Annotated in this window: 18 protein-coding genes; 7 read left to right on the top strand and 11 right to left on the bottom strand. The window is 44.0% G+C overall.

What is annotated here, in order from left to right; genetic code table 11:
• Nucleotides 1-160 precede the first annotated feature (160 nt).
• Nucleotides 161-1,285 carry an S-(hydroxymethyl)glutathione dehydrogenase/class III alcohol dehydrogenase gene (locus tag Q0890_RS02730; protein WP_299217294.1) on the top strand — a complete coding sequence of 375 codons (1,125 nt, stop codon included), beginning with the start codon at nucleotides 161-163 and terminating at the stop codon, nucleotides 1,283-1,285.
• Between the two features lie 243 nt (nucleotides 1,286-1,528).
• Here Q0890_RS02730 and Q0890_RS02725 read toward each other — a convergent pair whose 3' ends face one another.
• Nucleotides 1,529-2,224 (bottom strand): haloacid dehalogenase type II, encoded by a 696-nt coding sequence (locus Q0890_RS02725; RefSeq protein ID WP_299217291.1) that lies wholly within the window; start codon nucleotides 2,222-2,224, stop codon nucleotides 1,529-1,531.
• A 156-nt stretch (nucleotides 2,225-2,380) separates the two neighbouring features.
• Here Q0890_RS02725 and Q0890_RS02720 point away from each other — a divergent pair, with 156 nt between their 5' ends.
• Nucleotides 2,381-2,995 (top strand): TetR/AcrR family transcriptional regulator, encoded by a 615-nt coding sequence (locus tag Q0890_RS02720; protein WP_299217288.1) that lies wholly within the window; start codon nucleotides 2,381-2,383, stop codon nucleotides 2,993-2,995.
• Between the two features lies 1 nt (nucleotide 2,996).
• Here Q0890_RS02720 and Q0890_RS02715 read toward each other — a convergent pair whose 3' ends face one another.
• Together Q0890_RS02715 and Q0890_RS02710 are read right to left on the bottom strand one after the other, a co-directional pair.
• Nucleotides 2,997-3,665, bottom strand: a complete 669-nt coding sequence (locus Q0890_RS02715; protein WP_299217286.1) for a DsbA family oxidoreductase — start codon at nucleotides 3,663-3,665, stop codon at nucleotides 2,997-2,999.
• Between the two features lie 66 nt (nucleotides 3,666-3,731).
• Complete coding sequence (locus tag Q0890_RS02710) at nucleotides 3,732-4,286, bottom strand: carboxymuconolactone decarboxylase family protein (RefSeq protein ID WP_299217283.1); 555 nt, start codon at nucleotides 4,284-4,286, stop codon at nucleotides 3,732-3,734.
• 293 nt (nucleotides 4,287-4,579) lie between these two features.
• On the opposite strand from Q0890_RS02710, the gene Q0890_RS02705 reads away from it, so the two are divergent.
• Nucleotides 4,580-5,431 carry an SDR family NAD(P)-dependent oxidoreductase gene (locus Q0890_RS02705; RefSeq protein WP_299217280.1) on the top strand — a complete coding sequence of 284 codons (852 nt, stop codon included), beginning with the start codon at nucleotides 4,580-4,582 and terminating at the stop codon, nucleotides 5,429-5,431.
• Between the two features lie 213 nt (nucleotides 5,432-5,644).
• Nucleotides 5,645-5,980 carry a GlpM family protein gene (locus Q0890_RS02700; protein WP_058369897.1) on the top strand — a complete coding sequence of 112 codons (336 nt, stop codon included), beginning with the start codon at nucleotides 5,645-5,647 and terminating at the stop codon, nucleotides 5,978-5,980.
• A gap of 19 nt (nucleotides 5,981-5,999) precedes the next feature.
• Here Q0890_RS02700 and Q0890_RS02695 read toward each other — a convergent pair whose 3' ends face one another.
• From Q0890_RS02695 to Q0890_RS02685, 3 genes are all read right to left on the bottom strand, one after another.
• Entirely contained in the window at nucleotides 6,000-6,239 is a 240-nt protein-coding gene (locus tag Q0890_RS02695) for a hypothetical protein (protein WP_299217273.1), read from the bottom strand.
• Between the two features lie 194 nt (nucleotides 6,240-6,433).
• Nucleotides 6,434-6,889, bottom strand: a complete 456-nt coding sequence (locus Q0890_RS02690; RefSeq protein ID WP_299217270.1) for an outer membrane protein assembly factor BamE — start codon at nucleotides 6,887-6,889, stop codon at nucleotides 6,434-6,436.
• A 99-nt stretch (nucleotides 6,890-6,988) separates the two neighbouring features.
• A complete protein-coding gene (locus tag Q0890_RS02685; protein WP_299217267.1) occupies nucleotides 6,989-15,430 on the bottom strand; it encodes a YadA-like family protein in 8,442 nt (2,813 codons plus the stop codon).
• Nucleotides 15,431-16,181: 751 nt separating this feature from the next.
• Between Q0890_RS02685 and Q0890_RS02680 the strand changes: the two genes are divergently transcribed.
• A complete protein-coding gene (locus Q0890_RS02680) occupies nucleotides 16,182-16,745 on the top strand; it encodes a GNAT family N-acetyltransferase (protein WP_299217264.1) in 564 nt (187 codons plus the stop codon).
• 342 nt (nucleotides 16,746-17,087) lie between these two features.
• Here Q0890_RS02680 and Q0890_RS02675 read toward each other — a convergent pair whose 3' ends face one another.
• From Q0890_RS02675 to Q0890_RS02655, 5 genes are all read right to left on the bottom strand, one after another.
• On the bottom strand, nucleotides 17,088-17,708 hold the full coding sequence (locus tag Q0890_RS02675; RefSeq protein WP_299217261.1) for a hypothetical protein: 621 nt from the start codon (nucleotides 17,706-17,708) through the stop codon (nucleotides 17,088-17,090).
• 96 nt (nucleotides 17,709-17,804) lie between these two features.
• Entirely contained in the window at nucleotides 17,805-18,482 is a 678-nt protein-coding gene (locus tag Q0890_RS02670; protein WP_299217258.1) for a hypothetical protein, read from the bottom strand.
• A gap of 42 nt (nucleotides 18,483-18,524) precedes the next feature.
• Nucleotides 18,525-19,280, bottom strand: a complete 756-nt coding sequence (locus Q0890_RS02665; protein WP_299217255.1) for a phosphate/phosphite/phosphonate ABC transporter substrate-binding protein — start codon at nucleotides 19,278-19,280, stop codon at nucleotides 18,525-18,527.
• Nucleotides 19,281-19,283: 3 nt separating this feature from the next.
• A complete protein-coding gene (locus Q0890_RS02660) occupies nucleotides 19,284-19,778 on the bottom strand; it encodes a PAS domain-containing protein (RefSeq protein WP_299217253.1) in 495 nt (164 codons plus the stop codon).
• Nucleotides 19,779-19,827: 49 nt separating this feature from the next.
• On the bottom strand, nucleotides 19,828-20,190 hold the full coding sequence (locus Q0890_RS02655) for a roadblock/LC7 domain-containing protein (RefSeq protein WP_058369317.1): 363 nt from the start codon (nucleotides 20,188-20,190) through the stop codon (nucleotides 19,828-19,830).
• A 683-nt stretch (nucleotides 20,191-20,873) separates the two neighbouring features.
• Between Q0890_RS02655 and gdhA the strand changes: the two genes are divergently transcribed.
• A complete protein-coding gene (gene gdhA / locus Q0890_RS02650; protein WP_299217250.1) occupies nucleotides 20,874-22,220 on the top strand; it encodes an NADP-specific glutamate dehydrogenase in 1,347 nt (448 codons plus the stop codon).
• A 709-nt stretch (nucleotides 22,221-22,929) separates the two neighbouring features.
• The gene (locus Q0890_RS02645) at nucleotides 22,930-24,732 is read left to right on the top strand and encodes a glycosyltransferase family 2 protein (protein ID WP_299217247.1); all 1,803 of its coding nucleotides are present in this window, start codon (nucleotides 22,930-22,932) and stop codon (nucleotides 24,730-24,732) included.
• Nucleotides 24,733-24,748: the final 16 nt, after the last annotated feature.

The raw sequence follows: 24,748 nt of genomic DNA, 5'->3' as shown, positions 1-24,748 counted from the left end.
CGTTCTAGAAAAGACTATAATGGTCAGTATAAATTAACGTTTGACAGACTAAAGCAATGCGCCAATACAATAACGGTAACTTGCCTCTACTAAGTCAGCACTATAAGATGAGTAGGTCTGTGTTCAATAATCGATAAAACCAATTAAAAGAGAGAATACTATGTCAGATAAATTTATTAAATCGAAAGCCGCTGTCGCTTGGGCAGCAAATGAGCCACTATCTATCGAAGAAGTAGATGTCATGCTGCCTAAAAAAGGCGAAGTATTGGTAAAAATCATCGCCAGTGGCGTCTGCCACACTGACGCCTTTACCTTATCTGGTGAAGATCCAGAAGGTGTATTCCCAGCTATCTTGGGTCACGAAGGTGGCGGTATCGTTGAGCAAGTCGGTGAAGGCGTGACCAGCGTGCAAGTTGGCGATCATGTTATTCCTTTATACACCGCAGAGTGCGGCGTCTGTAAAATGTGCCGCTCAGGTAAGACCAATCTGTGTTCAGCGGTACGTGAGACTCAAGGCAAAGGCTTGATGCCAGACGGTACCACGCGCTTTTATAAAGATGGTGAGCCAATTTACCATTACATGGGCTGCTCAACGTTCTCTGAGTATACCGTTTTGCCAGAAATTTCATTGGCCAAAGTTGACGCTGATGCACCGCTTGAAAAGGTGTGCTTGCTTGGCTGCGGCGTGACTACTGGCATGGGCGCGGTTATGAATACCGCTAAAGTCGAAGAAGGCTCTACCGTTGCTGTTTTCGGTCTTGGTGGTATTGGCCTTGCCGCTATTATTGGTGCAAAAATGGCCAAAGCCAGTCGTATTATCGGCGTTGATATTAACGAAGATAAATTTGAGCTTGCCAAAAAACTAGGCGCAACCGATTGCATCAATTCTAAAGACTACGATAAGCCTATTCAGGAAGTCATCGTTGAGATGACGGATGGCGGCGTAGACTATTCGTTTGAATGTATCGGTAATGTCGATGTCATGCGCTCAGCGCTTGAGTGCTGCCACAAAGGCTGGGGCGAGTCGGTCATCATCGGTGTCGCAGGTGCAGGACAGGAGATTTCAACCCGTCCATTCCAGCTGGTGACTGGTCGCGTTTGGAAAGGTTCCGCATTTGGCGGTGTCAAAGGTCGCACCGAATTGCCTGGCTACGTTGATCGTTATATGCAAGGTGACATCCCATTAAATGACTTTATCACTCACACTATGCCATTAGAGGACATCAACGAAGCATTTGACTTAATGCATAAAGGTGAGAGTATTCGTACCGTTATTCATTTTTAAGAGATACTTTTTAAAACACGCCCTAGTTTTATAAGTTAGAAAAACCAAAAATGCCGCCCTTATATAGGAGCGGCATTTTTTTAGCATTAAAAATAGCATGAAAAGTCATATCGACACATCACGCACTGCCGATATCGATTTTTCTTGCTTGCTGTGCCTGCGCAGACAAAGACTACAAAGAATCGATATCAGCAATACCGTAGCTTTTTTAGGATGTTTTGACTATAGAGTGTTAAATAACGGTTAGCCTTGAGTATCAAGAATAATCTGCTCAGCAAGCGCAACCAAATCTGAGGCCATAAAGTCCGGTGTTGGTACATTGGAGGCAGGCAACATGGCATTATAGGGCCGAGTGAGAAATGCCCCTTGGCAGCCAACAGCCTGCGCGCCGATCGTATCCCAAAGATGACAGGCGACAAGGCAAAGATCTGACATTTCAACAGCCAGCTCGTCAGCGACCATTTGATAAGTCTCAGGTGCAGGCTTGAACTTACCAACCTTCTCAACACTAAAAGATTGCTCAAAGAACTCACTCAATCCTGCTTTTTCAAGTGGCGTAGGAGAAGCGCTACTGGCTGAGTTGGTCAGCGTCATCAGTCGAAACCCTGCGTCACGTAGTTTGGTTAATGCCGGTATTGCATCAGGATGAGCAGGCATTTTGCTCATGCGCTCTTTTAACTCATTGATATCATCATCTGTCAGCGTAACGTGATGGATATCGGCGGTCATCTGAAGCGCACCGACGCCAAGCTCACCAAAAGGCGTATATAGTCCTGATAGGGTCATGGTCTGCGAATAAAGCACCAATTGGGCAAACCATTCTCTTAGCATGTGCTTGTCACCGAACAGGCGCGCAAATAATGGTTCAAGAGTAGTAATGTCGAGTAGTGTCTCATTGACATCGAAGACGATAATCGAGGGTGATAGATTGTTGGACATAAAAACTCCTTTTTAGTAGCTATGAGTACCGTCTAACTTTAACTAGACTTGAGAGGTTGTTCAAGATAAAATTGAGCAATCACTCAAATTAATATTGTTTTACAACTTTGCTGCGTCTGATTGCAGCTTGGCACAGACTGAATATTGGAATTAGATATGTCTCGTACGACGCTTTATAACCGACAAGACTCTTTAGAGCGAGCTTTACAGCTTTTTTGGCAAAAGGGATTTCATGCGACGTCTTTAAAAGATTTAGAAAAAGCACTCGACATGCGACCGGGGAGTATTTATGCCGCTTTTGGTAGCAAGGATGGATTGTTCCAAGAAGTATTAGAGCACTATGCTCGTCTGTCATTGGCTGAGCTTGATTATACTTTGAAGACCCATAGCTCGCCATTGATGGGGCTAGCTGCCTACTTGCGACAGCTTGGCGGCATTCTCGATAAGGGGCTGCCAAGTCGCGCTTGTATGTTGGTCAAAAGCCTATTGGAGCTTGGCGCTCGTGAGCAATCAGCCTTACAAAAGGTTGAGGCCATGCTGGCTGGTATGGAAGCGCGATTTATTGACTGCTTTACCGAAGCTCAGCGAATAGGGGAGCTTGATAGTGAGCTTGACCCTGTGAGGCCGGCTCGGCGCTTACAAGCGGAGATAATGGGGCTACGTGCCTTTGCACAGCGCGATGTAGATAGTGCTGCTGTACATGAGCTTGCCGAAGATATGGCGCAATCAATAGAAGCCTTGCGTGATGATAGCGCCACAGAATCGATATAATTTAATCAGCCATGTCAGCCAATTGCTTTAGAATTTGAGTATAGTTTTCAACCCCTTGAGCACCGCTAACCAGATGACGCTCATTAAAAATGATGGCTGGTACGCTCTGAATGCCTTGCTGTTGCCAATGCTTCTCAGTCTCTCGCACCTCTTGGGCAAAACGTTGATCTTCTAACACTGCTAGTGCCTCGCTACGGTCTAACCCAATCTCCGCTGCAATATCAGCAAGTACTTCTTTATCAGAGATGTTACGACCATGAGTAAAGTGCGCGGCAAACAAGGCTTGTTTTAAGTCGTGCATCCGGCCCTGTTGATCTGCCCAGTGCAGTAGCTGATGCAAATCAAATGTATTGTGCATACGTGTGTCGTCATCGAAATTAAAGGTAAAGCCCACCTCATTACCAGCTTCAGTCATTCGGACGCGGCTCGCATCTGACTCGGCTTTGCTTGAGCCATACTTCTCCATGATATGCTCGCGCAAGTTTTGACCAGCGCTTGGCATATTAGGGTTCAGCTCAAATGGATGCCAATGTATCTCATAGTCGGTATCGGTTTGCTCAAGCGCTTTTGCCAACTGTCGATAACCGACGACGCACCAAGGGCAAACCACGTCCGATACGATATCTATGCGCAACGGCTGATCCGATGATAACTGCTTTGAATGTTCCATATGACCTCTCGTTAGCTATTGTTTATAATGTTAACTTTCAAAACTGCTGCGTGTTAGCTTAGGTAGTTAGTCAGCCTTTTGCCATGCAAACTTTTGGAACGGCTTATCAATTGGCGTGTTAGCGAGATGATTGGTGTAGTTGCTCATCACTTTTTGCGCGGCAGCAAGGATGACTTCCAAAACTTGACGCTTAGTAAAACCTGCATTTAAGAATGCTTGTACAGCGTCGTCGTTAACGTTACCACGATCCCGGACGACAGAGAGTGTAAAGTTACGTAGTGCTTCCAACTTATCAGTCGGTAGTGGCGTTTCATTACGTAATGCTTCGGTGATAGCGTCATCTACCTTCATACTTTTGGCAATGCCAGTATGCGCTGGCACGCAGTAATGACAATCGTGCTCAACGTTGATGGTTTGCCATACAACGGTGGTCTCTTCATCATCGAAGCTGCTGTCTAAAAACAGCTGATGCAAACGTTGGTAGCCTTCTAACAGCCCTGGTGCTTCGGCCATGACAGCATGTAGATTTGGAATCATACCAAAGGCATCGATAGAGTTATTCAGCAACGCTTTGCTATCCTCTGGGGCGCTTTGTTTGTCATGTAGAGTAAAGTCAGTCATATAAGAATCCTTATTGTAGGTGCTAATGGTTATTTGTTGATGGTTTAGTGATGAATGCTTTTATATTAAATTGACTATATTTGAGTGATTGCTCAAATTAATAGGTAATGCGTTTTCAAGTCATTCAACTACAATCACTATAAATCATTTTGAGCGAACGTTCAAGTTTGATTGAGCAATTGTTTGAAGCACAACATTTTCATTACAATGTGCTGTTTTATGACAGATAAAATAGAACACATTTAAAACTTAAGTAATAGTGTAAATAACAACTCAAATAATAAGGACGGCTCATGACTAAGACTATTTTGATTACTGGCAGTACTGATGGCATTGGTAAATTGACTGCTTTAAAACTGGCAAAAGCGGGACATCAAGTGTATTTGCACGGTAGAAATGCGGACAAACTTAACAGTGTCATTGCAGAGGTCAAAGCAGTAGCGAAAGGTGCAGCAGTAGATGACATTGATGGATTTGTGGCTGATTTTTCAGATTTAAATGCGGTACGTAAAATGGCAGCAGAAGTCAGCGAAAAGCTACCAAAGCTCGATGTACTCATCAACAACGCAGGGATTTATACCACCGCATCGGCAACAACCAAAGATGGGTTGGACATACGTTTTGTGGTCAATTACTTGGCGCCTTACGAGTTAACCAACGCCTTATTACCGCTACTCAAGAAGTCAAGTGAAGCCCGCATCATTAATCTAAGCTCAGCGGCGCAAGCACCGATATCTTACAAAGCATTTGCAGGACAAGAGCGTCTCGCCGATAAAGACGCCTATGCCCAAAGCAAGCTGGCGCTCACGATGTGGAGTATGGATTTAGCTGCCACAGTCGCGGCATATGATATCAATGTTATCGCTGTCAATCCAGGCTCGCTACTAAATACCAAAATGGTCGATGAAGCTTATGGTCAATATTGGTCATCGGCGGATAAAGGGGCAAATATCCTAACCGAGCTTGCCATCTCAGATGAGTTCGCTAATGATACTGGCAAGTACTTTGATAATGATATTAAGGATGGCGCGCATGGTGATGCAAGAGGGGAGTTTGGTCAACCGCATGCAGATGCTTTAAATAAAGAAGCCATTGCAGAGCTTAAACACCAAACTCAGACAGTATTACAGAGACTTTTTCTATAAGTTATCGATTTTTGAATAATTTATTAGCTTTTTCTAATGATATAATCCGTCACTTTAGCTTCTATATCTTTATGACCTGTGTTTAAGTGACTTAAGTTTCACGACTTAAGCTTCATGATTTTTCATAAGCTAGGCACATTCATTAAGTGTTTAATGATAGCTAAAAATCGATAAGAGCGTAGCTAGTTTGAGTCCAACAGGAGATAACCCATTATGATCTGGCTAAAAATGCTTGTTGGCGCGTTGGTAGTATTATTGATTCAACTGTTCGCTCAAAGTCGGTTCTTTTATTTGGCTGCACTTGCGCCACTTTTTCCGACTTTTACTTTGATCAGTCATTTTTTAGTCAGTACTCAGCGTAGTGCTACAGATTTTAAGGTTGCACTGATATTTAGTATGCTAGGTGTGATACCGCATCTTATTTATACGCTGATTGTGTTTTTTAGTTTTAGCCATATGGGGCTTTATAAGGCGTTGCTACTAGGTATCGCAGGCTGGCTGATCGCTGCTGCTATTTTGGTATTTGCATGGCAACATCTGCAAATATAACGAAGAATGCATCAGTACGTTAAGCGCTTCTTTTTTTATTCATGCAATCAAACCAAGCGTCGTCATAGACAGCAGTAGCAGAATCAAAGTGCACATATATTTTTTCATTATTTAGTGTCGCATACCAATGCTCATCGTTATATCCTGTAAGCACTTGAAAATACTTTTCATTCACAAAATCGCCTACAACATAGGTATTGCCTGTTGCAAAAAAGGTATTGCCAGCTGTACAGAGTAGTGTGTCGCCCGTATTTATCATAGCTTCCTACTTGTATATTTGTTTATATTCGGTAATGCTAATATATGATTTTAGCCGAATATAAGGTGAAATACCATAAGGTAGGGTGCGATGAATACGTTTTGTAACGTAATTTTTTACGCTTCCATACAAAAAAGCAAGACAGTAGCTGCCTTGCTTTTTAGTCAATTTAGACCGTTTATTGAATCAACGAATTAACGCCCATACTTAGCACAAGAGGCAGGTTGCCAATAAAATTCAGTAGCGACAAATTCATCATCACGTAGACGACCTTCATAACTGTCGTCAAAGATAATCTTATATTGACAAGACTCCACTCTGTCATCAGCATCGTAGAATTTGAGAATATAATCCCACTCGCGAGCATTAAAGCCTTCACTAAAATGAGGGGTGCCAATTAACTGGTAAATTTCATCTTTAGTAGTACCCACCTTGATTTTGGCAACATCATCCTGACTGACGATACTACCGCCTTTTTGCCACGCTTTGTTTGGATCTGGGAACACCAAGTCATCGGTATCAACAGAGCCGTGCTGAGCACCAGGGGTCAAATGCCATGTCGGCGTTATGTTTTTTTGGGTACAGCCAGTCACAGCAAATAGTAGAGCAGTAGTGGCTAACAAGCCGTAACGGTATACAGATTTTTTCATGATCCATTCCTTAATATATGTTGTGTGTCATTTGACAACGTTTATCTATTTATAAAAGCTATTGGTAGACAAACGCTATCAGGAGGTAAGGTGCGTGTACTAGAAATGGAAGCCTGCACCAATGGCACCGCCAGCATTCCCTTGTGTATCCGCTGTACCATTCACTTTAATTACCCAGCGACCGTTATCAGACACTTTAGACACACCAACGGCCACTGCGCTTTCGCCATTGTACGAGGCGATACCGCCGCCGACCATCGACTTACCTGGGATATACGCTTGTGGCAATGAAGACATCGCCATCGCCGCTGAGATACCAGCATTGGCATCATCTTCGACTTCACCAATTCTGTAGCCTAGGGCGTTGACGCTATCGCCAAGCTTTTTATCAAGAGCATGTAGCTGACCACCGTTAACCGCATCAGTACTGTCCGCTGCAACTCTGCCAGCTTCAACTCCAGTGATGACAGTGTTGGCGGCATTAAAGCCTTCAGTTGTCATGCTAGGACCATCTTTGATCGTGACGCCATTGTCACTAACCACTGTGTTGCCAGTAGTGACGCTGTCGACTTCGATGTTGCCATCTAGGCCAATTTGAATACCACCATTAGCAGTACTGGTGGTAATGTTATTGCCGCCTTCAAATTGAATGCTGCCATTGTTACCGCCGACGCTCTGACTGATATTGTCACCATTATCCGCGCCAAAGCTGATACCTGCGTCAAGACGACCAGTATTGTCTGTGATCTGCTCGTTATTGGCTTGGATATCTTCGTTGGCCTGCGCGTTGCCTTGGTTAACAGCAGCGATGGCGTCACTAATGTTACCTTGACCAGTACCGCCGATGTTATTAGCAGTGAGGTTGCCATCAGCATCATAGCTAGCATCGCCGCCAATGATGCCAGCGACGCCGCTACCAAGATTATCTAACTGACCTTTATTAACAGCATCTGATGATTGAACACCATTGGCTACGTTAGTGATAGTAGTCCCTCCCGCACCGCCTAAGGTAATATTGCCCTTATTAACCGTGCCATCTTGGTTTTTATCGTACTGAACCGCAGCATCATTAATAGCAGTGTTATTATTGTCAATTTTGTCATTGACCGCTTTTAGCTGTGAGACGTTGACCGCGTCAGAGTCAGCCGTACCCGCAGCGACACCTGTAACTTGACGATATACGCCATTAGCCGCATCGCCTACAGCAACTGCGCCTGTCGTGCTGGTCGTCGCTGTGATAGCAGCATTACCTGCTGCGCCGAAGCCTACGATACCAGCACCTGTTGTAGCTGCAGAACCAAGACCTAATACTACTGAGCCATTTTGGTTTGCTGTAATGCCGTTACCGATTACGAAAGTATCATCACTGTTAATCGTATTGTTATTACCCACAGCGTAACTGCGATCACCATTAATGGTACTTGGGTCACCGAACGCACCGGAGTTATTGCCATCAACGATGTTGCCTGTACCAATACTGATGGACTGATTGCCATTAGCTTGAGCACCATCACCGATGGCAACAGAGGAGGCGCCTGATACTTTTGAGCCTTTACCAATGACAACTGAGTTTTTAGCCGTCTCTGTTGCTTCGGTATCATGGCCTAGAGCAACCGTGCTGTCAGCGCCTTCTTTAATAATGGCATTGACACCAATGGCTGTTGAATCAAAGCCGCCGGCACTTGAGTCGTTGGTCATACCAATGCCGCCTGCGCCATTATCTCTGGCATTGGTGTGAGCAAATTTTACGCCTTCGGTATTCATTTTTTGTACAGTTTGACCAATGGTTAGGCGATCTGTAACTTCTTGGCCTGTTTTATCGTAAGTTAAGAATAATGAATCTAAATTATTATTATCTACGGAAGTGTTAGCGACTTGCTCAGCGACATTAATAGTCACTTCACCCCCATTGCTATCAAAGACTTTAACTTTAGTAGCGCTGTCGAGCTGACCTTTATTGACTGCATCGGAAGCATTGACACCATTGGCAACGTTGGTAAGTGTCGTACCACCACTAACGACGATATTATTACCGCTATCATTTTGCTCGATTACCGCTGGTGTACCAGCAAAGCTAACTCTATCGTAGTTTACTGTATTGTCATTATTACGATCATACTGAACGCCACTTGCACTTATGTTGCCAGTAATAGCGTCTAACTGACGTTTATTCACAGCGTCTGTGGCATTGGTGCCATCAGCCACACCGGTCAGTTGACGGGCTTTGTCTGCTGAGTTTGTGAAGTTAACGCTTGTACCGCCCGTTTGAGCGCCAACGGTGATCGCGCCTGTGCCTGCGTCTTGACGAACAATACCGGTGCGACCAGCATTGATGTCGTCGATATCGCTGGTGTTGTTGGTAGTGCGACCATCTAGGTTCTCAAGTGCCGATCCGACGTTGTTAACCGTGGTATCGGTGCCAGTATTAGCGCCATTGTCTAAGGTGTAGGTTGGGGCGCTAACTACGCCTGTTGCAGCGTTGTAGCTTGCACCGCCGCCAAGGTTGCTTGCTGTACTGGCACCTAGAGCATCTGCCTTCGTGTTACCTGCACTTGCTATCGCGTCTAATTGGCCTTTGTTAATGGCTTGGTCAGCCGCGGTTGCGTCGGCCACACCGCTAATTTGTCCTGTGTTGCCATCTAATACTAAAGTGTTAGATACAGGGTTTGCAGGGTCAGTGTTGTCAGTACCGCTTATACTAATGCGGTCCGTACCAACAGTTGTGCTGTTGATCCCATCAGTCGCTGTGAAGCCATCAGCGCCATAGTTGCTAGTGTTCGTGCCGTCAGTGACCGTGGTGCCAGTACCGGTGGTGGTGGTGACGTTGTTGCCAGTGGTGATGGTATTGCCTGTCGCGGTGCTGACATTGGTGTTGCCTTGGTCATCACTTAAGCTTGAGCTGGCTGCTGTGTAGCCCGCATTGTTACCATCAGCATCAACCACGCTGATGCCTGCGGTGGTGATGGTGGTTGCATTGCCTGCGCCATCATTAACCGAAAGCCCTGTATTGTTCATTAGGGTGTTGCCGGTGGTCACGCTACCATCTGCTCCAAGATCAATATTCTCAGCAAGCTTGACCGTTAGGGTATCGTCAGTACTAGCAACCACACCAATGTTGTTATCAGTTAGGTCCGTTGCTCCGCCACGAACTTTTAATTCTTCACCCAGTTTACGAGTGAACGGTGTCGCAGTGTTGTTGTCGCCTGAGAACTGTAGACCAGCATTGGTCAAGCCTGTAACCGCTGCATTCACGTCACCAGCATTCACCGCAGTATTTGCATTGGCAGGTAAACTTATATCGCCTGCACTTGCCACGCCTGTTAGTTGACGAGCATCGCCACCTACATTGGTAAAGTCAACGCTTGTACCGCCAGTCTGAGCGCCAACGGTGATAGCGCTTGTACCTGTGTCTTGACGAACCAGGCCAGTTCTACCTGAAGCCAGATCTGCGAGACCAGACGTGTTCGCAGTGGTACGACCATCTAGGTTGCCTAGTGCACTACCGACGTTATCAAAGTCGCTGTTGGTACCAGTATTGCTACCATTATCTAGTGTATAAGTCGGGGCGGTATAAGTATCAGTTGCTGCATCATAAGCCGCATCGCCACCAAGGGCAGACAAGTTCCCTGTTGCAATATTATTGGTGTCTGTTAACTGACCGAAGGTTGCTGCGTCATTTGGCGCAATGCCGTCAGCTAGGTTGGCAATTCTATTATTACCGTTATTGAGTCCAGTTCCACTAAGGGTAACAGTATTGTTAGGACCATCAACAATGGTAACACCAGCATTATTTAATGTACTGTTACCAGCAGTGATTCTATTAACATCAATATTATCGTTCAGACTAACTTGTACACCGCCTGTGGTGGTGGTAGAAGTGATATTACTGTCACCAGTGACATTAATGGTATCGCCTAGCGCAAAGTTATTATCTGTCGTACCATTCCCAACGCTAATACCTTTATTAATGTCAGCAGTATTAGTGGTGGTACGAGTATCTAAGTTACCTAGAGCATCACCAACGTTGCTAAATGCAGGGGCGTTAGTGCCTGTGTTAGTCCCGTCATCTAAGAGATAGCTTGGCGCGGTATAGATGTCATTTGCCGCATCATAAGCAGCGCCACCACCTAAGGCTGCAAGGTTGCCAGTAGAGCGGTTGTTGTTATCGGTGACATTGCTATTGGTAGTATTTAATTGATCACCAGTCACCGCTTCAGTTGAACCTGTGGCAACGTTGCCATTAGCAAGACCACTTAGCGTACGTACGCCATCAGTACCAGTAAAGTTAACGCTTGTACCGCCAGTCTGAGCACCAACGGTGATAGCGCCTGTGCCTGCGTCTTGACGGACGATACCAGTGCGACCAGCGTTGATATCGTCGATATCGCTGGTGTTGGTAGTGGTACGACCATCAAGGTTGGTGAGGGCAGCGCCCACGTTGTTAAATGCTGGGGCGTTAGTGCCCGTGTTCGTCCCATCATCTAAGGTATAGCTTGGAGCGCTGACTGCGCCAGTGGCTGCGTTATAGTTCGCGCCGCCACCTAGGTTACTCGCTGTACTGTTGCCCAAGGCATTGGTCTTAGTATCAGCAGCATTGCTTGATGCTTCTAGCTGACCGAAATTCACCGCGTCGCCTGCGTCCGTACCGTCATCGACGTTGGTGATTTTGTTACCAGCGGTATTGATGCCAGCACTGGTGACACTCGGTCCACCCGTAATGGTCAGACCGGTGTTGTTCAAGACGCTATTGCCTGCGGTAAAGCTACCATTTGCACCAAGATCAACGCTCTCATTTAAACTAACTTGTACACCGCCTGTGGTGGTGGTAGAAGTGATATTACTGTCACCAGTGACGTTAATGGTATCGCCTAGCGCAAAGTTATTATCTGTCGTACCATTTCCAACGCTAATACCTTTATTGATGTCAGCTGTATTGGTGGTAGTACGAGTATCTAAGTTACCTAGCGCGCCACCAACGTTATTGACCGTGGTATTGGAGCCAGTATTAGTCCCGTCATCCAAGGTATAGATTGGGGCAGTATAGGTATCGGTTGCTGCATCATAAGCAGCATTGCCGCCCAATGCCGCTAAGTTGCCAGTAGAGCGATTGCTGTTGTCGGTGATGTTGCCTGCGTTGATATCGATGTCTGTTCTATTAGCAGTAACGTTAGTATTAGTAGTATTTAACTGATTACCAGTCACCGCTTCGGTTGAACCTGTGGCAACGTTACCATTTGCAAGGCCACTTAAGGTACGCACGCCATCAGTGCCAGCAAAGTTAACGCTGGTACCACCAGTAGCAGCACCAACAGTGATCGCACCTGTACCAACATCTAGACGGACGATACCGGTACGACCAGCGTTGATGTCGTCGATATCGCTGGTGTTGGTATCAATATCTGTTCTGTTGGCTGCAACGTTATCATTGGTAGTGTTTAATTGATCACCCGTCACTGCATCACTTGATCCAGCAGCAACACTGCCGTTAGATAAGTTAGTGATCTTATCACCGCCTACATCTAAACCATTAACTGTGCTGGTCAATACCGTATTATTAGTGGCATCACCAATAGTCGCTTGGGTGACACTAATGTTCTCTGCTAAGTCGTAGTTAATGCCATTATCGACAGTATTGGTCACAACTAGGTTGCCGTCGGTATTTGTGAAGTTGACGCTTTCACCAAGTTGAACGTTATCGTTAGTACCACCAGCTGCGCTGATGTTAAAGCCCTTTGCAATATCAGCGGTATTATCAGTGGTGCGACCATCTAGGTTACCTAGTGCGCTACCGACATCATTATAGCCTGTGGTGCCAGCGTCATTGTTACCGTTGTTTAGGGTATAAATGGGCGCGGTATAGATGTCATTTGCCGCATCATAAGCAGCGTCACCGCCCAAGGCAGCTAAGTTGCCAATAGAACGGTTATCGTTATCAGTGATGTTGCTGGCATTGGTGGCAACATTGCTATTGGTAGTATTTAATTGACCCACGTTTACCGCATCATTGTCGGCTGTTCCGGCAGCAATGCCTGTCAGTTTACGGTTCTCATTTGTTGAATTACTGAAGTCAACGCTGGTACCACCCGTTTGAGCACCAACGGTAATCGCGCCTGTGCCTGTGTCTTGACGGACGATACCGGTGCGACCAGAAGCTAGGTCAGCGATGTCATCGGTGTTGGTGGTCACTCTGTCATTGGTGGATCTGAGCTGCGCGACGTTTACCGCATCAGAATCATTGGTACCTGCTGCCAATCCAGTTAATTGACGGGTGACTCCATTATCACTATCTCCTAAAGCTACAGCTGCTCGAGTAGATTGCCACACATTTGATGTTTTGGTAGTTGCGCCACCCGTAGAAGGGTCAAAGCCTTTAATACCTGCTTCTATATTAGCTATAGAGCCTGCACCAATGGCAACACCACCTGCTTTATTTGCTTTAGCTCCTGCGCCAATAGCAGTACCATTTGCAGCTGCAATAGATTCTCGACCAATAGCCAATGCATCTTTACCTGAAGTGTTTGCCAGTCGACCTATGGCAATACTAGCTTCACCCTTGACCGTTGACCGTTGACCGATAGCAATTCCGTAAGAGCTTGCACCGTCAGCAAAATCACCACCAACAACACCCGCTACAGCGTTGTCACCAATTGCAATACTGCGGGTATTGTGTGCCTTAGCCTTATTACCAAGCGCCACCCCAACAGAGGCTGCAACAGCTTCGCTGCCTATCGCCGTTGCATCAGAGCCTAATGACTCAGCTTTATTACCAATGGCAAGCCCCCTATCAAAGACGGATGTTGTCGCATCAGTACCGAGGGCAACAGAGTTAGTCCCCCTAGCCCATGCTTTATTACCAATAGCAACTGCACCGAATGGTAGCGCAGCTCCTGTATCGGGTCCCCTGTCAACCTTCGCCCCAAGCCCCATAGCGATAGAGCTATTATGACCATCAGCAACTTTAGCATCTTTACCAATGGCTATTGCATTGGTGCCTTGTGCACCGTCATTGTTTACGTTACCACCACCTGTGGAATTCACGCTGAAGTACTTGACTTTATTGTCTGCAACCGTTCGGTTTAGCTGACCGAAGTTCACCGCGTCATTGTCATTAACGCCATCAGCGACACCTGTCAGTGTACGGGCATCGCCTGCTAAATTTGTGAAATCAACGCTCGTACCACCAGTAGCAGCGCCAACAGTGATTGGACCAGTGCCAGTGTCTTGACGGACAAGCCCCGTTTTACCTGTGGTAAGGTCGCTAATATTGCCTGTATTGGTATCAATGTCTGCTCTATTAGCGGCCACGTCTTGATTGGTGGCATTCAGTTGACTGCCATTGACCGCGTCCGTGCTGTTGTCACTCAAGTCGCCTGCTTTGACATTAGTGATTGTAGTACCATTCGCACCACCTAGGGTAACGTTGTCTTTTGTGTTGTCATCATATTGAACGGCGTTGTCTGCTTGCGTGGATGCAGCATCAGCCGTTGCTTGAGCGGCTCTGATATTATCAACCAACTCATTGGTCACTGAAAAAACCTGACTACCATTAATCGCATCGGTGGAGGTTGAGGATATCTCACCTGGTGCCACGTTTTTGATCTGGCGCTCATTACCTATAAGACCAACAGACACTTGACGTCCAGCATCGCTTGCATTACCAGCAAAACCTGACGCACCGTCAAACCCTGCGAAGGTAACACCGTTGACTGTCTGGCTTTCGACCTTTGTCGCGCTACCATCCGTTTTACTACCTGCGCCAATAGCCACTGAGCCTTCTTTGGACGCATCAGCAGAGACACCAAAAGCTGATGAGGCAACACCTGTAGCATTGGCCTGCGTACCAAACGCAGTTGATAGTGCGCCAGAGGAGACCGCTTGTACACCAATGGCGACGGAAGCGGCACCACTTGATGCTGTATTAGGGTATTGATTACCGCCTGCCGATGTATCGACTAAATCTCGGCCACCAGAATACTTTTTAAAAATTGTATTGACTTCACCGCTGTTGACTGCGCCAACAGTCTCTGTACCATCTTGGTTTACAGTAGTTCCAGAGGCTTTGTTTAGATCATCACCGCCGATGGCAATAGAGGAGCTGCCTGATGATACTGCGTTCGCACCGATAGCCGTGGATTGATCACCACTTGCTGTCGTATTCTGCCCACCGTTTACTCCACCAATGGCAATTGATTGACCGCCTGTCGCTTGGGCATTTTGACCGATAGCCACGCTTGTACCTCCCGCAGCGTTTGCCCCAGTACCGCACTGTACTCTGTCAACCACACTTGCACCTGCTGCATTATCCTCAGCACAAGCAGCGATAGCTGATGCTTGCATACTAAACCCAGCACTCGCAAGTCCAATACACAACGCACTTAACCGCAACAAGTGCGCACCTCCTGTTGTCGTGCCATTGGAGACATTTGCAGCGTTAGAGCTTACGACGGTACTTGATGATTTTCCTCGGCTCTTTGCATATTCTGCAACTGCCATAAAACAGTTTAATGACTGATTCCAAATAACTTTATAATTGCGATTCATAAGTTAACATCCTGTATTGGTCAAAACCCTGCCTAGTAACAGTAAAACCTGCTGACAATAAATTGACATCACGAAAAAACCAATTTATGGTTTATTAAATAAAATTTAATTAATGTTAATGCAAAAATAAATAAAAGTGAAGTTAATAAAAATAATAATTATAAAATAACAAGCAGGATATATATTAACTTAAAAGAATATATTCATTTATCTATATATTTATTTTTATGAATATAAAAATTCATTAAAACGAATATTGATGGTAGTTGTTATTTAATATAAAATTTATAGAACATATGACGAGAATTTTGTTTTTTAATACAGAGTAGTAGTCTGTAGAGAGAGGGATGCAGGTAGTCTTAAGTGCTGTTAGTCACTCAATCTTTAATTATAAAAATTAAAACAGATTATTTTAAATTTTATTCGATATAAACTTTTTAAAGAATATTAATCGTTTCATTAAAATAAAAAATAAAATTTTTTATATAATATTTTAATGAGAATAAAATTAAAAAATAAGTATTTAATAATATAAAAAATTAAGATATTTATTTTTTATTTTAATTGTAATAAATTAAATTATTACAATTTAATTTTCGTTTTAGGTGAGTTTTTAAATAGATATACGATATCGTAATGAGAGGCTGATAATCAGACGCATGATTTAGAGTATAATGGCAGAACATATCAATAGTGCAGAATGTACTAGACATCAGTAAAGTTATACATTGAATGAAGCAGACAAAATATCATGAGGCAAAGAGTGCTAACAACACAGCGGCTTGTTCTTAGGCAATGGCAACCAAGTGACTTGGCCGTGTTTGCTAAGATGAATGCAGATCCTGAGGTCATGAGATATTTCCCAAAGCTACTAACACCGACATTGAGCGATGCGATAGCCAATAAATGCCAGCGGCTTATTGAAGACAATGGCTGGGGGTTTTGGGCGGTCAGCTTAAAAAAAAGCAATATTTTTATAGGGATGGTCGGCTTAAATACAGCACATGCTGATATGCCTTTTGCGCCCAACGTGGAGATTGGTTGGCGACTGCATAAGGACTATTGGGGGCAGGGTTATGCTACAGAAGCGGCGCGGGCTTCATTGAGGCTTGCATTTGAGGAATTAGAGCTTGATGAGGTCGTTGCCTTTACTGCCGTTGTTAACACGCACTCACAGCTAATTATGCAGCGCATCGGTATGAGTAATACACAAGACAACTTTGATCATCCTATGCTTGATCCTAGCCATCCTCTAGCTGAGCATGTCTTATATAAGATTACGCAGCAGGAATGGCAAGATAACAATTTGTTATAAAAAGCCACTGTAACCAATGGTGAATAAACCATAGAGTTATACAGCATAAAAAACAACCTATTTATAAAGTAATTATTTGTATTGAATAAAACAACTAAATTACATTGTAATGTTAAATTCTCTTTTCAAGATTTTATCTTCTATAAAGCTGCATCAAAACAAACCGATAATTGATAACAGTACGGAAACATTATCTTTTACTATACTCTCTTAATCATTAAAATAACGGTTCATTATTTAGATCAGATTGTTTATTTGTTAGTCAATATAATCATTATATATTTTACCCGATTGGTTTTTGGTGCATGCGCTTCATACCTTGCTACGCCGCAGTTGCTATTCTCAAATTGAATTATCAAATCGTAGCCCAGAGGTTTTGATTCCCCAGATGAGCTCCACAAAGGCGCGATTGTTAGTCAGTGGTTCACCATCGATAATGAGAGCGTAGCCGCCACCATCAATCCACAAAAATACAAAGCTGGTCTCAGGTATCAATAAATCAACTTGCTGAAAGAACGATATCGCTTGGCTTTCAATCGCCCAGCCGCGCTGCTTTTGGCGTAGCATAAATCCAGAAAAATCCGCAGCTGCTACGCTCAGCATATCTGCTTCTTCTTGACTATAGCCAATGCGGGCTAAGCAAAACCCTTCATCTGAGGCAATAGCAGCACGGCGCTTACCAGACAAGCTTGCGACCACATACGGCAAAAACTGATCAAGCGGTAAGTTGGGCGCGGGCAAAAAGGTAGATAGCTTTTCGATAAACCCTTGCTCAACGAAGCTATTTAGCCAGCGCTCTGAGTACTCCTCTAACCATACTGCGACCAGCATCGTCTCGCGATAGGATAGGAGCGCCTGTAGTGCTAGCTGCTGGGCGGTCGGTTGCTGTTGGGAAAAAGCCTCAAATACGCCAGCAGGGGTCAAGGTAATATAGGTTTTGTCAGCATTATCAAAAATGGACATAAAAACGTTCTCGTTGACAGAATGAGTAAAAATGAATAAGTAGTAAGTGGCTACAGCAATGCTCAATGCGGCAAATAACTGTTGGGTAAGTAACCGCTACACGCTTAATTTATGGTCTAAATTCTGCGTATTTTTTAGGACGGTAGAGCCGGTTTGTTCTAGTTGCTGCTGACAGTCACACCAGCGCTCATCAAACTGCCAATCGCTCTTGCCCAAACCAAACCAAACGATGGAAAAAGCCAAGCGATCATTACAGGCCAAGCAGTGCGCAAAAAACTCACGTTCAACTTGTTCAATTGTATGCCAATCTTCAGCAGCACGCGCACTCATAAGCTCAGTGGTAATGTTTTTGGCGATTTCTTTTGCATCGTCGCTACTGATGCGTAGACGATGAGTCTGTACGTTTAACGATGGTGTCACCAGCACGCTCCAGCGCGTTGCAAACTCACTGCTGTACTTGATGTAATCGAGCTTGTTAATACAGTTATGAAAAGCGTGTTCTATCTGCGGATGCAGGCGACCTTGAATACGGGCAAAGATATCTTTGACATCGTAAGGAATGTCATACCAACAGCCAAAGAAAAAGTCGGCGACCGCGCCTTGTAGCGGTTCTTTTTCGTTAAGTAGCAACGCAGCATTAATACGCTGTTCGTGATAGTAGCGGTTGCTAGGATCGATAAAGATCTTTCGCGCATAATAACGATACGTATGACGGGCAATCATCTCACTATCTTTAGACAACGATAAATCATCAGTTGCAGATAAATCAGCCATGACGGTGTCCTAAATATAAAAAGGAATGTTAGGTTTTGACGCTTAATCGAGCAAGGTTTCCATCAGATCTAACATAAACTCACCATCTTCTTCACTCATTGCCTCAAACCCTTGCGGCATACCAAGCTCGGTCAGTGCTTCTTTACCGCTATCATCTTGATGAAAGGCCAGTAACGCCTGACTCAATGCCTGGGCATCAGCGAAGTCATCTTTAATCAGTAATATATGGCTAATATCTGCCAGATCACTTTCGATCAGCACTGACAGTTGTGCTTTAGTCAAACGTGAGAAGCTGTGAAAGATTTCTGCTAAGAAAAACGCCACTTGAGCGTCACCTTTGATGACCTGCCTTGCTGCCGCTTGATAGTTTTCGGTTACCTCCCAGATGAGATCGGACTCTTCTAAATCTACCGCTTCTAATAAGCGCAGACCGATAAGCTTTACATCACGGTTGTCTGCCATAGCGACAGACGCGCCTTTGGTCAAATCCTCTAAGCGCTTAATATCACTATTGGCAGACGCGGCAATTACCATTTCATCTGATTTGCCGATGGGACGCGCAATGGCGCGATAGCCTTTTTCCCGAATCAAAGCAGCAGCGTCAAAGGGGTTGGCATAGATAATATGTATGTTACCAGCATTGACCATCTCTTCTTGCTCAACATGAGAGGTGGGCGTATTGAGATGCAAGTGAATGTCAGCACGCTTTTGAATCAAGGTATTAAACATGTGCCAGCCTGCAAAACGATCAGGCGAAAAATCAGGAGCGATTAATAGGTTATAGGTTTTTTCGTTCATGGTTTAACCTTCCTCATTCTGTTTCATTTGAGCATATTGCGTGATCGCGGCTTCTATCTTGCGACGTGACGGCTGACGGCGTACAGAGGTATAACCGACGGTCTGTCCGCGGCGTATGTTAGGAACGACCGTTGCATACACCCAATAGTGGCTACCATCTTTGCACAGGTTTTTGACGTAGCCGTGCCATTTTTGTCCTGATTTTACCGTCTGCCATAAGTCTTGGTAGGCGGCACTTGGCATATCAGGGTGGCGCAAGATATAGTGCTGTTGACCGATCAGCTCATCTATCGTATAGCCACTGATTTCAACGAAAGCATCGTTTACATGGGTAAGATGACCATCCAAGTCAGTACGTGAGACGATAAGCTTACCATCAGGGTAGGGACGCTCGATCCCCGAATCATAAATCGTACGTGAGACACCGTCATGATAGGTTATGCTAACTTCTTTAGCTGGTATGTCAGGCTTTGCAGCATCTAAAAGTGGAGAGCCCATAAGTATTTCCTATATTTACTGTTCTAAATTCTCGGTTATCTAAGTCTGTTTAGATGAGCTTTGCTAGTGCCTCTGATGCACGCTTAATATCCAAAAAAATCAATCCCAGTTTGGCATTTGGCTTGGCCATGATCGTAAGGACTGCTTCATCACCCGATGAAGTGGTGATTACGTAGCCTTTTTCACCTTGAATCATGATTCGGTCAATACTGCCTCGAGCCAACTCGCGACCAGCACGATCACCTAGTGATAAAAGCGCAGCTGACATAGCGCCAACGCGGTCTTCATCGATGCCTGTCGGTAACGCTGACGCTATCATTAAGCCATCATTTGAGATTAGAGCAGACGCTTCGACATCTGCTGATGAGCTATTGAGGTCTTCTAGTATTTGTTGGAACGTATCTGTACGCATAGATATCTCACAATCCCTTATAGTTAAATGGTCATATGCCATTCGTTGGTAAAGTTAAAAAGGAGTCTTGTACTCAGGTAAACGATGTATTCAGGTAAACGATTATAATACCCTACTAGCAATGTGGATTATTATAAACCCATACTCTTTATATTGATATAGAATTATTAGAATTATTAGAATTAAGCCGGTTTTTTTACCTTTTGTTTTGTTTTTGATACCGCTGATACCGTTATCTGTTTTAATATGGTATAAAAATCAAAGGGTTGTATGGTGACAGGTGGGTTTAAAATTATAGTCATTCATAATTGGTAGCATTTATATTGCAATACGGGATTGACTTTTTTCAGTAGCAAGGTAAATTAAATAAGAGCTATCAAGCAACCAATCGTTCTGACCGCATATGCTGCGCACTATAATTACTGTCTTTGTCATATCTATCCCATCTATGCACAATCAGTATTTTCAAACCGTAGTCTCACAATAATATGTAGTAGATCTAATCTATCAATGTCACAACGCCTATCGGTTGCTCAACTTATGGGTTATTAAATCCGCTAGCCTTTTATTTACTGTAAAAAAGCCAATCCTGCATCAGTATCTACAATATGATCGTTTTGTAAAGACGACATGGTAGGGATGTAATTCAGCACGACCACACGTTCTATAGTTAAGGAAGATATATGAGTATTAGTCAGGTCATTGAAAAAATCGAATCACGCTACGCCCATCAACCTGAATTTATTCAAGCGGTTAAGGAAGTTGCTCTTACCATTACCCCTTTATATGATGCTCATCCTCAATACGAAAAATTCAAAATATTTGAGCGCCTAGTAGAGCCTGATCGTGTTATCGCTTTTCGTATCAATTGGGAGAACGACAAAGGTGAGGTTCAAGTCAATCGTGGCTGGCGGGTACAGTTTAGTAATGCCTTAGGCCCTTATAAAGGCGGCGTACGGTTCCATCCTACTGTCAACCAATCCGTGTTGAAGTTCTTAGGCTTTGAACAAATCTTCAAAAATGCTTTAACTGGTTTGCCTATGGGCGGCGGTAAAGGTGGTTCGGACTTTGATCCTAAAGGAAAATCAGATAGCGAGATTCGCCGGTTTTGTTATGCCTTTATGCGTGAGCTGCATCACTACGTAAATAAAGACGTCGATGTACCCGCTGGTGATATTGGTGTGGGAGGCCGCGAAGTAAGCTACATGTTTGCAATGTACAAAAACCTAACTCATGAGCATGGCGGCGTATTGACTGGCAAAGGTGTGGGTTTTGGTGGTAGCTTAATGCGTACAGAAGCCACAGGCTATGGTGCTGTCTACTTCTTAGAAAATATGCTCACAGCACAAAATGAAGGTATTAAAGGTAAAAAGGTATTAATATCAGGCGCGGGCAATGTCTCATTACATGCCGCTGAAAAAGTCTGTATGCTCGGAGGCATCGCAATCACGGTGTCTGACTCAAAGGGCACCTTGTATGATGAAAAAGGCTTTGATCAAGAAAAAATTGATTGGCTAAAAAACCAGAAAGAACAAAGTAAACCGCTAGCTGATTATGTCGATGTTCATGGCGGCGAATGGTTCGAGGGTCAAAAGCCGTGGGGTATCAAAGGAGATATTGCGATACCATCAGCGACTCAAAACGAGGTTGATGAAGATGATGCCAAACTTATGGTCGAAAATGGCGTCAAATATGTTGTTGAAGGCGCTAATATGCCATTGACCGCTAAGGCAGCAGACTACATTTGTCTACATCGCGTACATTATGCGCCAGGAAAAGCCGCCAATGCGGGAGGAGTCGCTGTGTCAGCGCTTGAGATGTCACAGAACTCGGTCCGTCAATATAAGAGTTTTGAGCAAATCGATGAGCGTCTAAAGCTTATTATGAAAGACATCCATGATTGTGCAGCTGACGCATCAGAGAAATATGGTCAGACTGATGATGGCTATATTGACTATATGGCAGGAGCCAATATCGTAGGCTTTAAACGCGTCGCTGATGCCCTCGTGGCGTATGGCATTTTAAACTAATTTATAAGATAAGCTAACTTGAGCTACAAACCAACTTTGTTTGGTTAAGCGACAGTAAATCTAGATACCGCTACTATGTCTGATAGTTGCGGTATTTTTTTGTACAAAATAAACCCATTAAACGGATTCTCTATAGTTTAAGTGTCGTTACGATACTTTGTAATAACATCAAACGTATGAGATTCAACACGACGTTTACTATCGTTTATAAAAGCTAACAACCAAACAAGACTATCCATACTACAAAGACGATAAATGAGTTTATATGGACGCTAAGTAGCTAATAAAGCGAGACTTTTACAATAATTACGTGACGTTACACTACTAGGTTGTTATGTACATTTCATACGTAAACTCTACTATTTATTTCAACTATTATAAAACTTCATACAAATAAATAGTAAGAATAACTACAAATATTGCTCAGAAAAATTTATATATCAGTAAAAGCTGAGTGTCAATTAAGTACATATCTATACAGGCGTTGACCCTCTAACTCGTAAATGCATTACCACAACAATAGAGACCGAAACGTTTCTATTTTTGTCTTAATCTTTTTTAAGTTGATGGGTGAACACAGGAACAAGACATGAGCATTAACAATACAAACTATGCTACAAGAACGCCGTTATCTGTAAGTGAGGAGGTCATCAGACAGAGTGCTATAAAGAGGAATGCTATAGCAAAAGATACAAGAAGGAGAGCTGGTATGAAAAAGATAGCTGCCAATCGCCATACTGGTATAAGGGACGTAGAAGAAAATGCGACTGGTTTAAATTTAACTAAGAATGATATATCAAAAATTGATCGTCCAACTGGTTATAACTTAGATAGTTTTGAAACAGATAGCTTTGAAACAGATAGCTTTGAGACAGATAGCTTTGAAACACCGATCAATAAACAGGAAAGAGAAGAGCATAGTAATGTTTTTAGAGATAATAATTATAAAGAGACCGTCTTAAATAAGAAAAATAATCGAATATATAAAGGAGCATTAAATAATAACAAACAGGGCAGTACGGATGCTCTAGTACGTTTGAGCTTTCAGCTAATGACTCGTGCTGAGCCGGCAAACATGGTTATTGATACTATTAAGTCGTTGTTGGCAATCAAAGCGGACGATGATGAGATTTTAATTGTCGATAACAACAATACCCAAACATCCTTGTATGAGCCTTTGGCACAGTTTTGTGCCAGTCTTGATGCAAGCTGCAACGTGCATTTTTATCATATCGATGCGGTGGCTGGCTTTAAAGCAGGTGCGCTTAACCTGGCACTAGGTCTTATGGACCCTGAATGTAGTCACGTGGTTGTAGTCGATAGTGACTATCAAGCATTGCCGCAAGCGCGTATGTCCATTGCAAAGGCCATTGAGCGTTATCCAGACCATGCGCTATTGCAGTTTCCACAGTTTTACCGTGATGCAGGAAAAGCTGATGTCCATAGTGAATTGAACCATTATTTCAATCATCATTTGTATCGCTCATTTAACCGTCAGCGTGCACTATCGACAGGGACTTATGCCGTTATTCGTCGTCGTGCGCTTCTAGCGATGGGCGGTTGGTCAGGTGCGTCGATTACCGAAGATGCACAGATGGGAGTGCTGATGCATGGTCGCGGTTTGCGTACTCGGTTTATACCTGAAGTCATTGCGACCGGTCTGTTACCGACTACCTTGCATGATCTAATGAGTCAACGCCGTCGTTGGATCTACGGTAATATGCAGGTGCTAAACACTTACTTTTCTACGGTATCAAATTCATCTGCGCCAAGCTCATCTAGAAGTAAGAGGCTTAACGAACGCCTAGCCTATATGGGTGCACATGTATCACAACTGAGCGCATGGGTGAACTTTACAGGGATATTTATTGTCTTGCAGTTGTTGACGCTACTTATCATTACAGGTGCGCTACTATTTAGCACCAGTCTCAACATTCATGCTTTGCTGGCTCCTTTATATGCGGTGTATGCAAGCTATGCAATATTTTTGGGTAGACGCTTATGGGCTTATATGCAAGACAAGGCTCCGCTTAATCAGCAAACTGACCATGGCGTGGCACCAAGCTTAGGCAGTCGACTTCGAGCTTGGGCGTTACATCTAAATTTTTGGGAACTTGGTGCTTTATCATGGTGGCCTGTGCTTTGGGGCCAAAAAAAGCCCTTTATCTGTACTCCAAAACAGGCACTTGTACGTACACGTAAGTCAGTTTATGTGGCTAACCTGATGGCAATGCCTAAAGTGCTACTAATGCTAAATATAACCACAGCTATCATTGTATCGCCATTTTCATTGCTGTACTCACCGCTATTATTTGGCTGTGCGATAGTGGTTTGTATTTTAAAGATATGGGCGGCCAAAGTCATGCTGGTCAATTATGGTTATGAGAAGCGCTCTGTAACTAATAAAGCTGTAACGGTTAAGAATACCTTCGCTAAAAACCTGTCTCATTCGCGCATAGTCCGTCTTAACGAAAAAAAATCGTTTGAAGATGATAATACTGTAAATTTTTAGCGCCGGCTTATTCACG

The organism is uncultured Psychrobacter sp. (genome assembly GCF_947488565.1).
In the GTDB taxonomy this organism is placed as follows: Bacteria; Pseudomonadota; Gammaproteobacteria; order Pseudomonadales; family Moraxellaceae; genus Psychrobacter; species Psychrobacter saeujeotis.
The sequence above is the reverse complement of the archived record's forward strand: the minus strand, read 5'-3'. Positions and strand labels throughout refer to the sequence as shown.